The 15,046-nt window shown below is 63.5% G+C and carries 5 protein-coding genes; all 5 read right to left on the minus strand.

What is annotated here, in order from left to right:
• Nucleotides 1-59: 59 nt before the first annotated feature.
• The 5 genes from ACSU04_RS10920 to ACSU04_RS10940 all read right to left on the minus strand — a co-directional run bounded on the left by ACSU04_RS10920 (nt 60) and on the right by ACSU04_RS10940 (nt 14,861).
• Nucleotides 60-1,370 carry a UDP-glucose dehydrogenase family protein gene (locus tag ACSU04_RS10920; protein WP_439289507.1) on the minus strand — a complete coding sequence of 437 codons (1,311 nt, stop codon included), beginning with the start codon at nt 1,368-1,370 and terminating at the stop codon, nt 60-62.
• A gap of 175 nt (nt 1,371-1,545) precedes the next feature.
• Entirely contained in the window at nt 1,546-2,865 is a 1,320-nt protein-coding gene (locus ACSU04_RS10925) for a hypothetical protein (RefSeq protein ID WP_439289508.1), read from the minus strand.
• A gap of 131 nt (nt 2,866-2,996) precedes the next feature.
• Nucleotides 2,997-3,632, minus strand: coding sequence for a VanZ family protein (locus ACSU04_RS10930; protein ID WP_439289509.1), 636 nt, complete (start codon nt 3,630-3,632; stop codon nt 2,997-2,999).
• Nucleotides 3,633-3,813: 181 nt separating this feature from the next.
• The gene (locus ACSU04_RS10935) at nt 3,814-8,235 is read right to left on the minus strand and encodes a hypothetical protein (protein ID WP_439289510.1); all 4,422 of its coding nucleotides are present in this window, start codon (nt 8,233-8,235) and stop codon (nt 3,814-3,816) included.
• Between the two features lie 149 nt (nt 8,236-8,384).
• Nucleotides 8,385-14,861, minus strand: a complete 6,477-nt coding sequence (locus ACSU04_RS10940) for a DUF7507 domain-containing protein (RefSeq protein ID WP_439289511.1) — start codon at nt 14,859-14,861, stop codon at nt 8,385-8,387.
• Nucleotides 14,862-15,046 lie beyond the last annotated feature (185 nt).

The raw sequence follows: 15,046 nt of genomic DNA on the forward strand, positions 1-15,046 counted from the left end.
CGGTGTGGGTCCCTCCGTCCCGCACCGGGTGTACCTGTCCCGTCCCGATGTCCCGGCGATCATGCCTGCCCCATCCCTCGGTACGTCCAGCCTGCGCTTCGCCAAACGGCAGGATCCAAGCAGTTGCGTCCGTCGATGATCTTGCGGTTCGACACCAGGGTGCCAGCATGTACGGGATCGAGCTCCCGACGGTACTCATCCCACTCGGTGACTAGAACAACAGCATCCGCCCCGGCCAATGTTGCGTCACGATCAGCTTCGTACGCGAGTTGGGGGTGCATCCGCCGTGCGTTATCGATTGCTGCCGGATCCGTGACAACCACGTCGGCTCCGAGTCCCTTCAACCGCACTGCGACCTCAAGCGCAGGCGAGTCCCGAACATCATCCGAGTACGGCTTGAATGCGGCCCCCAAGACCGCCACCCGCTTGCCGAGGACTGCGCCATCGAGTGCATCTACGACCAGATCGACGGCGCGTGCCCGGCGACGGAGATTAATGGCATCCACCTCACGCAAGAACGCAACCGACTCTCCTCTGCCCAGCTCCTCAGCCCTTGCAGCGAAAGCCCGGATATCTTTCGGGAGACAGCCGCCGCCGAACCCGATGCCGGCTCCGAGAAAGCGGCGCCCGATTCTCACGTCGTGGCCGATCGCGTCGGCGAGGGTCGTGACGTCTGCGCCAGTCACCTCAGCGATCTCTGCCATCGCGTTAATGAATGAGATCTTCGTCGCGAGGAACGCGTTCGCCGATACCTTCACGAGCTCCGCGGTGGCGTAATCCGTGACGATGAACGGTGTCCCCTTCTCGACGGATGGATAGTAAGCCGCACGAAGCCGCGCCGCCGCGTGCATACCTGCGGCGTTGTCGGGAACCCCGACAACCAGCCGATCGGGATCCACCGCGTCTTGGACCGCCCATCCTTCACGCAGAAACTCTGGATTCCATGCGAGCACGGCGCCGGCCTGTTCGACCTGCGGGGCCAGTTGACTCGCGGTTCCGACCGGGACGGTGGACTTGCCCGCTACGACGTCGCCGCTCGATAGGTACGGCAACAGCGCGTCAAATGCGGCGTGCACGAACGTCAGGTCTGCTCGATCACCGTCTGCCTGCTGCGGCGTTCCCACGCACACGAAGTGGACAGCGCTCCCCCGTGCTTCCGCAATGTCCGAGGAGAAGCGGAGCAGTCCCGACGCAAGTCCGGCTGTGAGCAACTCCTGCAAACGCGGTTCGAAGAACGGTGCGATTCCTTGCGAGAGCGACTGCACCTTCCGCTCGTCAACATCGATACCGACCACTTCGTGGCCGATTGAAGCCATAGCGACGGCATGCACGGCGCCCAGATAGCCGCACCCGATCACCGAGAGCTTCACGCCAGCCCCGTGCAAGGTGTGTCGTTCTCTCCGCTTCGCCCGAGCCATTCAACGCGCATGCGCCAAGCGTCGCCAAGCAACGCGTCGAACCGCAGGCCGCCCACTGTCGGGCGATCGAATTTCTCGTGAACGACCGGCTACAGCCAGCCACACCGCAGGCCCGTGGGTCGGCGTCTTACGCCGCTGACTGGATGCGAGCCCGGCGAGCCAGCAACACGACCGCGAGACCGCCAAGTACCAGCACGAGACCACTGGTCGCAACGCCAGATGCAAACGCAGAGTCGATACCGGTGATGGCCAGGTCGTCAGTCACTGTGATGTCGACGAACACGGACCCGCTGGTTGCGCCACGCACCTCGATCTGGTGTTCACCGATCTGCGTGCCGCCGGCGATGCCGACCGGCAGCAAAAGTGCTCCGGTTGCATCTGCGGTGGCGTTCGTCAGCTTCCACGGATCCGAGTGCAGCCAGATCTCCAGCGACTCGTTCGACGCGAACCCGCTCGCGTTGACCGTCACGCTGCCACCGGCAGGAACCGACGTGCTCGAGAGGCTAGCTGCAGGCACAACCGGTGCGGGCGCAGGCGGTTCCACAACCGGCGCGGGAGCAGGGCTCGGCGCAGGAGCGGGCGGTGCGGACGGCTCCGCCGGGACCGGCGCCTCGGTCGGCTCCGCGGTCGGAGTCGGCGTAGGCGTCGGCTCCACGGTCGGAGTCGGCGTCGGCGTGGGCGTCTCTGTCGGAGTCGGCGTGGGAGTCGGAGTTACTTCCGCGCAGTCGACCGCAAACTCGTAGGCCTTCTCCCCGACGGGAATCGTCAGTTCTGGGGTGTGACGTTCGACGACGGTCACAACCGTCTTTCCTTCACGCGGGATCGTGAACTCGATTACCGCTTGGCGGTTCTCATCGATGTCAGCGGAGTACGTTCCTTGGGTGTCGCCGTTGATCACGGTCAGCTCGGCGGTCGCGTCGCTCGGCGCGTCAGCGCTGAACCGCACGGTCGCCGTGGCCGTGGCATCCCCTTCGGCGGGGCACACCGCGTCGCTGAACGTCACCGCGCCCGCAACAGACGCTGGCGCATCGGCGCAGTTGTCGGCGTACGAGAACTGGCCGTTGGAGTGCACGACATCATTGACGACCCACTCGACGAGATGCGTCTCCGCGTCTTCGATGACCGCAGTTGTCCCGGCGCGGTTCACGAGCAAGCCGTTTTCATCGGCCGTGATCGTTTCGACGTTCGCGGGAGCTTTACCATCAACGCGAAGATAAGCAGTCACCGACTCATCTGCGCCCAGGGTGATCACTCCGCCGCCATTGACCTGGAAAGCATCCGAAGAGCACTGCGTCGTGAGCTGCGCAACACTGTCGACCACGACGGATGCCTGTGCGGGCGCGGCCACGATCAAGCTGCTGAACGCTATAGCGAAGACGCCCACAAGCGACGCAAGGCGCGCGCGAAGCGTGCTGTGCGGACTGCTGTTGTGAAGGCGTCGAGTCATGTCGGCTCTTTCGGTCAATGAGCACCGTTTATGGACGGATGCAAGGGCGTCAGCGTTGACGCTTACGCGAATCTTATCGAACTTCCGGGACAACCGGCGATTCTGCACCGGTCATTGGGCATCGAAGGTCGTCAGAGGTTCAGTCGCAGGGTCGGCGCCTCATCGGATGCCCAGAAATCAGCATCCAGCACCCGGGTCACCGGGTCGGGCTCGGCCGGCGCATAAGACTGCTGATACTGCTCGGCACGGGCACGCTGAAGCTGCGCAGCAGCCGCTCGGCGCTCCCACAACTCACGCTCGATCTTGGTGCGGTCACGGGCATAGATCATGGCCCGCATGATCATCGCGAGCAGCAGACCAAGGTAGCCACCGATCGTGTTCGACAACACGTCGTAGAACGTCGAGACACGCTCATCCAGGGCAAGCCCCTGCGTGAACTCGATCGCGCCAGAGAACGCGGGAAGCAAGAAGATCGCCACCCACCACGCCTTGCGCGCCAACGCGAGCCCCAACAAGAAACCGAGGGGCACGAACATGCCAATGTTCGCCGTGAACTCGAGCTTGTCGTATCCGAACGACTCCGGCACTCCGAAGTTGTGCAGCACCTGCAGCAGACGCGAGGAGATGCTCCCGAACTCCAGCTGCTTCGGGTTCGGCCACATTGTGACCAGCAGAACGAACGCGGCGTAGAACGCGAGCAGGACTGTCGAGACCCACAGACGTGCATAGCTGCGCGGCGGCGGTGGGCCGACGTGGATTTCACTCAATGGGTGCTCCTTCGGGGCGTCGCGCCCTTAGACAGGCTCAGGGATCGGCGGGTTGCCAGCGTACCTGGGAGTGGCTGGGAAAACGGGCACTTTGCCGACCGAAACTGCCCCCACACCACGGCGGCCCGCCGACTGCTGAGGGGGAGGGAGCAGGTCGACGGGCCGCAATGGGGGCAAGGTGTCAGATCCTCTGACGGTTCCGGCGCCTAGCGATCAGCAGCGTCAAGCCGCCGACACTCACGAGCAACGCCGCCAACAGCGCCGCGGGTGCCACATCTGCACCGGTGATCGCCAAGCCGGTCCCCACCGGCGTCGGCGGAGTCACCGGTGCAGGCGGAGTCACCGGTGCAGGCGGATCCACCGGCGTGGGCGGATCCACCGGCGTGGGCGGATCCACCGGAGCGGGCGGATCCACCGGAGCGGGCGGATCCACCGGCGTGGGCGGATCCACCGGTGTGGGTGGAGTCACGGGCGTGGGCGGGGTCACGTCGTGCAGGGTGCACAACGGGCTGTCCGGCACACACGTCGGGGTGTCGCCGTTGCGGGCCACGACGTTACCGAGGGCATGGTTGCCCTGCTGGTCATACGTCTTGACCTGCACCGTGTAGTTGATCTGAACGGTCTGCCCCGATCCCAGTGCCCCCGTCACGTGGATCGTGTCATCGACGACCTCGGCGGAAAGCGCGGCATCCGAAGACGTCGGCCCGTCCGTGAGGTTCGCGTCATCCAGCACGTCGCTCATGTAGTCGATGTAATCGACCGGCACGTCGGCAGCCGCCGAATCCGAGCCAACGTTGGTGAACGACAGTGTGTAGGTGACGGACTGACCGGCCTTCACATTCGTTCCCGACTCAGGATCACTGGACTTCACGACAACGACGTTTGACACGTAGTTGTACGTGCAATCCGGCTTATCCCCAACGGCCGGAACGCACGCGCCTTCGGTGGGCGGCGTCTCGCCGGAGTCGAGCATGAAGTTGCTCAACCGGTCGTCGCCACGCTGACCGTCCGCCTTCACCGTCACCGCGTAGGTGACCGTGACTTCCTGACCCGATTCGAGCGAACCTGTCACCGCGAAGCGACCGTCAGCCACCTCGGATACTGACAACGCAGCATCCGATGAGGTCGGCGCACCCGTGAGGTCTGCGTCATCCAACACCGCATTCATGTCGTCATCGCGAGCGACATCAACCGGCGCCTCCCCCGTGTTCTCGAAGTGGAGCGTGTAGGTCAACACCGTGCCCGGCTGAACCGTGGTTCCGGATGCCGGATCCACCGTCTTCCAGTCATCCAGGTCGCCCACCGGGTGATCAGTGGTCGGCGGCGCACACAGCTCGCCGTCCTCGCACAGCTCGGGAGCATCCTGCGTCAACACGTTGACCAAGTTGTTGTCACCGTGCTCGCCGTTCGGCTTGACCGTCACCTGGTAGGTCACGCTCACCGTCTCACCGGGCTCGATGTCGCCGACCACGCGAAGCTGCGTGTCCGTTCGAGTGGCAGTCACCTTTTCTGGTGCCGATGAAACCGGCTCTGCAGTGATATCCGCGTCGTCGAGCACGTTCGACAGGTCGTCCGTCGAGTCCACCGGACCCGCTGCCTGACCATCGTTCGCCCACGACAGGGTGTACGTCACCACGTCGCCGGACTTCACATCCGAACCGTCAGCCGGGTCAGATGTCTTCGACGGCACGACATGCGGTAACGGCACGCCCACGGTCACGGCCGGGTCGCAGATCTCGAGATCCACGCACACCGGCGTCGCCGTGTTCACCAGGTTGTGATCCCCCTGGTTGGTCACCGTCACCGAATAGGTGATGGAGGCAGATTCGCCCGCGGCAAGCGCACCGCTCCAGGTCAGGGTCGGCTCCTCGTACGTGAGCGCACCGGATGTCGTTGACGCCGTCGACTCGTCGAACGTCGCATCATCGATGACTCCAGACAGGTCGTCGACCACGGTCGCCGGAGCATCCGCGGTGTAGTCGCCTGTCCCGTCATTCATAACGGCCACCGTGTAGGTGACGACGTCGCCCGTTTTCACACCTTCGGTCAGGTCTGCAGTCTTGGTCAACGACAGGTGCCTGACCGGATTCTCGGTGCGGCAGGTCTGGTCGTTCGGCGCACACAGGTCACCACCCAGCACGTTGCCCAGCACGTGGTCACCCTGTTCAGCGAACGCGTTGACGTTCACCGTGTACGTGACCGTGTAGGTCTCTCCCGCAGGCACCGAACCGGTCACCAGCAGCTGGTCACCCTCGAGTACTGCCACAAGTGCTGAGTCCGACACCGTCGGGCCGCTGACCAGCGTCGCGTCATCCAACACGTTCGACAGATCATCGAATGTGTCTACCGTCGCGTCCGCCCGGCCCGTGTTCCCGAATGTCAGTGTGTACGTGACATCCTGACCGGCCATGACCGTGGTGCCCGAAGCCGGAACCACAGATTTACTCTGCTGCGGTGCAGCCGCCGGGATCTGCACGTCAGCACAGTCCGCACCGAGGGTGGCTGCGTCGTCTGCGGGAACGCAAGCGACGTTGTAGAGGACGTTGTCCCCGGTGGTCGAGTCATAGGTGACCGTGTAGGTGATCGTCGCCGACTCCCCGACACCCAACGGACCAGACCAGGTGAGCTCCTGTGCGTTCTCATCGAAGACCGCACCATCCGCAGGTGCGATGATCTCACCGAACACGGCGTCGTCCAGCACCTCAGACAGGTCATCGGACGCCGCCGCGGGAGCATCCTCGGTGTACACACCAGGACCCTCGTTCGTGATCGTCACCGTGTACGTCACCTCTCCACCATCGGCAGGAAGGTCCGTCACATCAGACGTCTTGTCGACCGTCAGCTTCGGCAGAAGACCCTCAGCCGTCGCGCAGGGCTCGCCCGTCACCGGGTCGGTGCCTTCTGCGGTTGCGGGGTCACACGTCGGGATCTCTGTCGGCGGCTCACCGGGCGTTGGTGGGGTCAACGGCTGCCATGCAACGTTGCGCACAACGCCGTCACCACCACCGGCAAGCGTCACCGTATACGTGATCGTGACCGACTCGCCAGCAGCGAGCGGACCCGACCACGACACGAACGACGGGGCCAGGAACGCAGGAACGGGCACAGCCGAATCATCGGATGCCATCGCCACGGCGTCACCGTTGTACTCCGCGTCATCCAACACCCCGGCAAGGTCATCGAAGACCACTGCCGGAACCTCGTCCGTGTAATCGCCCGTGCCCGTGTTCATCGCGGTCACCGTGTACTCGACAACGTCACCGGGACGCGAGCCCTCGGTCATGTTCGAGACCTTCTCGATCTCGAGGGCAGGAACGGTCAGCTGACATCCTGTCACCATCTGCGGAAGACCGAACTGGCTGGTCACTCCCGCTGGCAGCGGGAAACCGCTTGCGACGAAGCCCGGATCAGCATCGTTCGGATTGTTCACGACGCCGAGTGCGTTGACGGCACGGTTCGCAACGTACATTCGTCCATCAGGGGCACGGCGAATCTGACCACCATTGACTCCGATTGTGCCGATGTTCTCCTCGGTCGCCTTCACCTCGGCACCGGTTGTTGCGCCTTCAAGGTCGTAGCGATAGAGCTGCGCACCGCCGAAGATCTTCGTCGCGTAGACGTAACGGCCATCAGGCGAGAACTCCGCGTTGTAACCCATGCCGCCGGATCCGACCCCCATCGGCAGGTTCCATTCGAATCGCTCGGACAGCTGACCGGTCTCTGCATTGAACTGCAGCAGCCGGACCACGGCTGGTTGGGTACCATTCGCTCCCGGGGCGAAGCCCGAGGACAGTGCGACTACCTGCGAGTAATCTGCGCTGAACGCCAACGATCCATAGCCGTTGAAGTTTGTAGACGGCATAACATTCGTCACTGGTGTGCCCGTCGCTGGCCCGTTCGCGTCGAACGCATACGCCAGGATGTTCGGCGAATTGTTCGTGTGCGTCAGAACCCAAAAGCCGGTGCCGTCCGCATTCGGAACAGCCGTAACCGCCTCCGACGCTGTGCTTGGGGCGCCCAGCGAGACATTCTTCACGTCTGTGACGTCGCCCAACCCACCGTTGAGGGCCATGTCCACCATCGAGTAAGTCAGGTTCCCGTTGGGTGCAATACCGACATCGGTGCTGGTCGTGACGATGAAGTACTTTCCGGGCTGGCCGAGTGCGGGGAAGGCCGCGACCGCCTGCGTTGCCGAACTGTTGCCGAGCAGGCCTGTGCCGTTCGGCATCGGGTTGCTGTTGCGGTCGAACACGTTCTGGCCGTTACTCCAGAACTGCAGGGTTCCGGAGGTATCGGTAACAACCGTTGAACCTTCGAGAGTCGTCTGCGACCCACGGGACGCCTGGGCGGAGTTGCCGGTGACACCGAAGTCAATGACGCCGTTCTGACCGAAGAACCAGTAACGCTCGGTCGCCCGGGTCTCCTCCGCTGTGCACACCGCGGGCAGTGGGAGCTCAGCGGCGTCTGCTGGTGCGGCGGTCAACGTCATCGTGGCGAATGTCAGCCCTGAGGCGATCAAGGCACCCGTGGCGAGCAGGGAACCCATCTTCCTGACCCAGGAAGGCCTGGATCTCTGATCGGAGTACTTCTGACGTGATCGCATGGGCGCTTCTCTCCTAGGCCAGGGACCTGGCTGCATCTGAATTTCTCGAGTTAATCGGAAGAAACCACGTCGGTCGGCCCGTCCTCCAAAACAACATCGTCCTGCTTGCCGCAAGGGGAGGTAGCGGCAAGCAGGACGATGAGGTGGGGTTACTCTGCTACTGCTTCCGCAGCCTTGCGGCGGCGCATGTAAAGCAGCAGTCCACCAGCCATCAGGAGCAGCAGGGCTACACCGATGGTTCCGAGGGCGATGGTGCCACCGGTGGCTGCGAGCGGCGGAGGAACGTCCTTCGGCCACTCCGGAACGTCGCAGGCGGTTGCCTCATCCGTCAGGTCGTTGTGGTCAACGCCCGCCGTGTTGGCGAACCCTCCGCGATCATTCGAACCCGGTGCCGGGCACTTCAGCGTGGTGCTGTCTGCCTTGTCCGTGTCGAGTTTGGCCTCTACCTTCACCTGGTAGGTGTGGGTAGAGCCTGCGGCCAGGGCCACATCCGTCGCGATGACGTTATCTTCCGTGCCGGTTTCTCCCAACCCGGTCCACGTTGCCGCGGGCGTGACGCCCTCGGGTGCGGAGACCACGGTCGCATCGAGTACTTCGATGCCGGCACCGTAGCGGAGCTCGTCGGTCACGGTGTACGCGCCGGTCGCTGCGCCGTCGTTCTGCACGGTGATCGTGTAGTTGACAGTCCAGCCCCCGTTCGCACCCTTGATCGGCGCACCATCCATGGCCTTCACGATGTCGATCGACGGCACTGGCGCGCAATCGGTGTCGACGATCGTTCCGCCGGCCTCGTCGGTCAGGGTCGCTGCGTTGTTCAGGCCCTGCTCGATGAGGTTGCTACCGCCAGGAACCGTGCAGGCCGGTGATCCGGTGCCGTCGTCGCCCATGTCGGAACCGTCGAACTGCAACGGCACATTCGCAACCACGGTCACGGTGTAGACGTGCGGCGTGTAGCCGTCGTCATCCAGACCGATGATGGCCACGTCCGTCGCGATGCGCTGGTCGCCATCACCGTCGAATCCATCGTTGATCGCAATCCCATCAGGACCGGTTGCCGTGATGGTGTCCACCGTGATCTGCTTCGCGAACAGCAGTTCATCGTCGAGATCGTAGGTGGTCGCCTCGGTGCCGGTGTTGCCAACGGTGAGGTCGTAAACGACCTCCCACTGGCCGTTTCCGATCGGCGTCGCCGAGACGATCGCCTTGTCGAGCGTGGGCTTGCCCGGAATCACGCACTCGTTGTCCGTGCCCTCCAGACCGTTCCAGCCGACCGTGGCGGTGTTGTTCAGCGTGCCAGGAAGCGGCGCGCCCTCCGGCGTGGTGCACACATCGCCAGCAGGAACCTCGATACCCGCCAGGTCAGCCGCATACCGCACGGTCACCGTGTAGGTGTGCACGACCGGTGCATCCGCACCACTCGCGATGCTCTGATCTGTGACGATCCGCAGATCGTCGATGCCGTTGAAGCCACCGTTGATTGCGACCGGCTCCACAGCGTCAGAAGTGACTCCCTGGATGCCGACCACGGACACGCCGTCACCGGGTGCGAGCTGGTCGTCGAGGTTATAGACCCCGGCGCCTGCGCCACTGTTGGTGACAGTGATCTCATAGGTCGCGTCATACACGCCGTCTTCACCATCGACCGGTGTCACCGCGCCCGAGAGCGACTTGGTGATCTCGATCAGCGGAGCAGACACACACGCATCAGCATCCTTGTCTTCACCGTTGTGGACGAGACCGGCCGTGTTCGAGAACCCGCCGTCAGCGTCTGATCCCGGAGCCGGGCAGATCAGGTCACCAGGGGTGACCACTGCACGGTCCATCGAGGCGATGACCTCGACACGGTAGGTGTGAACCTCACCGGCGTCGAGAGCGATCCCGGTGACGATGACGTTCTCATCTGCACCCTTAGCGCCCTGACCAGTCCACTCAGCGTTGGTCTCGATACCTTCCGGACCAGAGACAACAGCCGCGGACTGCACCTCGATCCCGGCGCCATAGCGGAGCCGGTCACTGAGGTCGTAGTCGCCCACAACCTGTCCGTTGTTCGTGGCGGTGACGTCATAAGCGATCGTCCACGTGCCGTCGCCGTTGGCGATCGGGCTGCCCTCGACGACCTGCTTGTCCAACTCGATGAACGGAAGTGTCGCGCAGACGTCATCCTGACCGACGATGCCGTTACTGGTCAGCGTGGTCGAGTTACCCAGACCACCAGACTCGCCCGAACCGGCCGGAGCACATACGAGCTCAGTCGGATCCATGGTGGCCTCGTCCATCTGGACAGTGACCTCAACCTGGTACAGGTGCGATCCACCCTCAGAGAGAGTGACACCCTTAGCGACAAGGTTCTCCGAATCGGAGTCCTCAGCGCCCAGGCCCGTCCAATCACCGTTGGTGGTCACACCATCGGGTGAAGTGGTGACAGCGGCGTCGACGATCTCGATGCCTTCACCGAAGTGCAGGCGGTCGGTCACGTCGTAATCCGCGGCAGCCGCGCCCACGTGGGTCGCGACGATGTCATAGACGACCGTCCAGGTGCCGTCCCCATTCGGGGTCGGACCTGCAGAGATCGATTTATCGACCGTGACGATACCCACCGTGATGCAGGCGGATGCGTCGTCGGTGAGGTCGTTGTGCTCGAGCTCAGCGGTGTTCGACAGGCCACCGTTCTCACCCGGCTCCGCAGAGCACTCGGTGATCACCGGCGCTCCTTCAGTGCCCTCAGCGAGACCGATAACAACCTCGACCTGGTAGGTGTGAACACCACCAGCAGGCAGAGTCACCTCCGTGGCAATGACGTTCTCCTCAGCACCCTCGGCACCAAGACCCGTCCACGTTGCGGACGGCGTGATGCCATCCGGCGCGCTCACGACGGAACCGGAGATGACCTCGAGGTCACCGTCAGTCGTCATCTGGTCAGAGATGTCATAGACGCCCGCTTCGGCACCCGTGTTCGTCGCAACGACGTCATACGTCACCGTCCAGGTGCCATCCTCGTTCGGGGTCGGACCTGCCGACACGACCTTGTTGATGTCGATCGATGGGATCGGCGCGCACGCCTGGTCATCCTCAATCCCACCCGCACGGTCAGTCAGCTGAGAGGTGTTGTTGAACGCACGGTCAGTGTCATCACCATCCGCCGCCCCACACTGTGTCGGGTCATCCGCTCCAGAACCTGCGCCTTCCAACTGCAAAGGCACATCGGCGACCACGGTCACCTCGTAATGGTGCGGCGCATACCCTGCGTCGTCGGCGGCAAGCAGAGCCGCGTTCGTGGCGATCGTGACATTACTTTCGCCATCCCAAGCAGGGACCGCAAGCGTTACATCTGCCGGGGATGCAGTCACCGTCGCTGAAGTAATCTCAGCCTGGTCGGTGAAGCGCAGCGTGTCATCGAGGTTGTAGACCGTCGAGTACGTCGACGTGTTCGTCACATCAATGCCGTAGACGAGCTCCCACTGACCGCTTCCGATCGGTGTTGCTGACAGCAGCGACTTCACGTGCGTCGGGTCACCATCGAGCGTGACCACTGCCGGGTCGCAGTTGATCGTGGCTGGCAGCTCCGGTGCCGGCGGAGCATCCGCATCAGCACAGGCTGTGTTGACCATGTTCTCGTCCATCGTGGCATCCGCGATGATCTCGAACTCATGCGTTTCACTCTCGCCACGGGCGAGAGAGTCGATCGTGAACGAACCAAGCGCGGGCTGCAGGTCGTCAGAAACAACGACGTTGGTCAGCGTGCCCTGGCCGATGTTCTCGACGACGATCCGGTACCGGATGGTGTCGCCGACCTTGAACGTCGGGGCATCGGCGATCGTGTTCGCATCGTGCCACACACCCGCAGAATCCTGTACGTATTTCTTTAGGTTCGCGGCATAGCAGCTGCCGATCTCGGTCACTGCCGATGAGAGCATCGGAAGGGCAGTGTGCCCCGCGTAAGAGCTGGCCGAGTTGACCATGATCTGGCCCGGCTTGTTGTCACCCGCGGCAGGAGCTTCACAGCTGCTTCCGGCGGGCGTCGTGAACTCGATACGAATCGTCTGCATCGCACCCGGAACGAGTTCAGGTGCGATCACACGGATAGCGGTCGGGTTCGCGATCGCCGTTGTCGACCAGTCCACCGTGTTTCCTGCGACCGAGCCAGGCGTGCCGCCGTTGGACGGATCACGCGGGTCGCCGGACACCGAAGCGAATGGCGCATCGGTGTAGTACACCGTCGAGCCAGCAGGCGCATCGACACCGGTGATGGCGTATGTGCCGTCGATGTTTGTACCGCGACCGTCGCCGACCGCGGGAAGGATGTCGATCGTGTCGGTGAACTCGTTCACGACCGGATCCTGCGAGTTGATCGTCAGCACCCACGCGGAGCTGTCACCCTCGAACGAGAGCACATTTGCCTCAGTGGACTTGCCGAACATCGTGGCTGATGCACTCGGCACGGTAACTGTGGCCCTTGCTGTGCGGCCTGCCGTGTTCGCCGGACGGTTATCGCCGACCACGTTGATCACGGCAACGTTGGTCAGACGGGTACCGGGAGCAATGACGCTGTCGGCAGGACGCTGACCCTGGTAACTGATCTCCTGGAACACGTTCGGGGTGACATCTGTGAACGTCCACGTGATGGTGCGCCCATCAGGGCTCACACTCGTCGGGACGGGTTCGCCCGAGTCCGGCACGTACACCATCCCATCCGGGAGGGTGTCGACCACGTCGAAGGTCGCCGGCGGCGGGCTCGTGATGATGTTCTGCGCCTGAGCGCGGAGCGTATAGGTGACCGGCACGCCCGGCTGCGCGGTGGTGTCGGAGACGACCTTCTCGATCAGTCCCTGAGCCCCCTGAAGACGGAAAGCGTCTCGCGATGCGTTCGTATTGGGGCCGTATGTACTGCCCGGAATGACGGTTCCACCTCCGACTGTGCTGAGGTTGATCCAGTTGTTCTCCGTCGGGTAACCGGGCCACCTCTCGGGAAGGTCGTACGGTGCGTTGAATGCCCCGATCGTCCAACCCTCACCGGACGTCGGTGCGGCCGGGTCGATGTGTCCGAAGGCACGGACGAACGACTGATCAGCACGATCGATGGCGGGGTTCCAGGTCATCTTGACGCCAGTCGCTCCAGCCGGGAGATCCATCAAGATGTCGCTGGCAATGCGAGGGTCGGTCAGCGAATCACCGGCTGGCGGTACAACTTCGATCCACTTCGCGCTCGGAGCCTCTTCACCACACGTCTCAGTCTTGGTGTCCAATACCTGCGTCGTGTAGAAGAACCGCGCCGTCTCGTAGTTCTCGTAACCGGAACCCCCGGAAACAAGGTTATTCCAGCCACCGCCTTCGAAGCCGTCCATGACGAAGGCGGGGTTCTGGCTCAGCGTGCACACGCCAGCCATCTGCGCGCCACCCGCGCCTTGGTAGCCAGTCCACACCTTGCTGGTCGCTTGGTGGTAAAGGGGTACTCGCATCAAGGTGCCGTTGGCAAGTGCCTCGTCATAGTCGTCCTGGGTGTCGATGCCAGTCTGCGGCATCGACAAGTCGGCACTGGTGCCTGGGCTCACCCAGAGGTTGTCGTCCCACTTTGTGCGCGAGTGGGTGGGAGAGCCATCCCAGATGTTGCTGAAGCCGCCAGGAGGCGGAAGCGTGCCACTCGAGACGTTGTTGGCCGCATTCCCGTCGGCCTGCGACACACCGTCTTCGAACACGAATGCGCCCGGCGTCGAGGTGAACGTGTAGGTGGTGATCTCGGTCACAGCTGCGGGGATGCTGAACTGCACGGTCCCCGATGCGATGTAAACCCCGTTGCCGGGGAGCGGCTGGTCGAAGCTGTCGTTGACCGGGGCGTTGACCAGCGTGTACTCAAGACCCGAGAGCGAAACGGTGTAGTTCGCGCCAGTGCCGCTCACAGCACAGGTGGCGAAGTTCGTACGATCCGGCTTTGTCGGGTCGGAGTACGGCTGACCTGTCGACTTCGATGTGTCGCCGATCGGCACGCAGTCTTCCCAGGCAAGCCCGGTGGTCGCCCCGGCGACGTTTGCGCTGATGCTCACGGGGAACGCGTAGCTTTCCGGCCCCGGACGACTGCCGGCGTCGAGGATGAGCGAGTAGTTCATCTGGAGGAACGGACGCTCACCGCCGAGTCGGCTCTCGTGCAGGTTGCCCTGGCTTGCGGGAGCCTGAACAAGCGACAAGTCCATGCCGTGGCTGTAGGTGATGGGCAGGGGGCCTGGGTCAGCGGGGCCGGCCTCGGCAACCGCCGAGTCGGAGGTGGCAGTGCCGACGACGGTCAGGTCGCCGCCTTCAGTAGAGGTCGCACGCACTGGGGCCTGGATGACCGATGCGGTGCCCTCGGTGATCGTTCCGAGGTTGCAGAGCAGGGCCGTGCCATCCGTCGAGATCTCGGAGATGGGCGTCACGCCAGTGGTCTTACACACCTGCGGGATGCTCGTGAACGCCCCGTTGCCTACGGTGAGAGTGGCGCGCACGTTCTCGACCGGTTCGTTCGTGTACGGGTCGCCGTTGTCATTGGTGTTCACATGGAACTCCGCTGTCACCGGCTGACCGAAGGGTGCCTCCGTCGGCACCGGGTCACCTGCCCAGTTTGCGGTGATCTCATGCACCGACTGCGGCGCGGCCATGGCCGGAGACACAAATCCCGTCAACACAAGCGTGGCGGACGCCACGACCGCCGCAACGGCGCGAGCCGACCGGATCAACCCTCGACCTGACCTCGCCGCGACGAATGGACCCGAAGGCCTCTCTCGACCCCGGTTTCGAATCGGACGGCCCTCCATGGATGCGCGCACAGCTCCCCCTCAAACAA

This window comes from Microbacterium sp. A84 (assembly GCF_051842815.1).
Classification (GTDB): domain Bacteria; phylum Actinomycetota; class Actinomycetes; order Actinomycetales; family Microbacteriaceae; genus Microbacterium.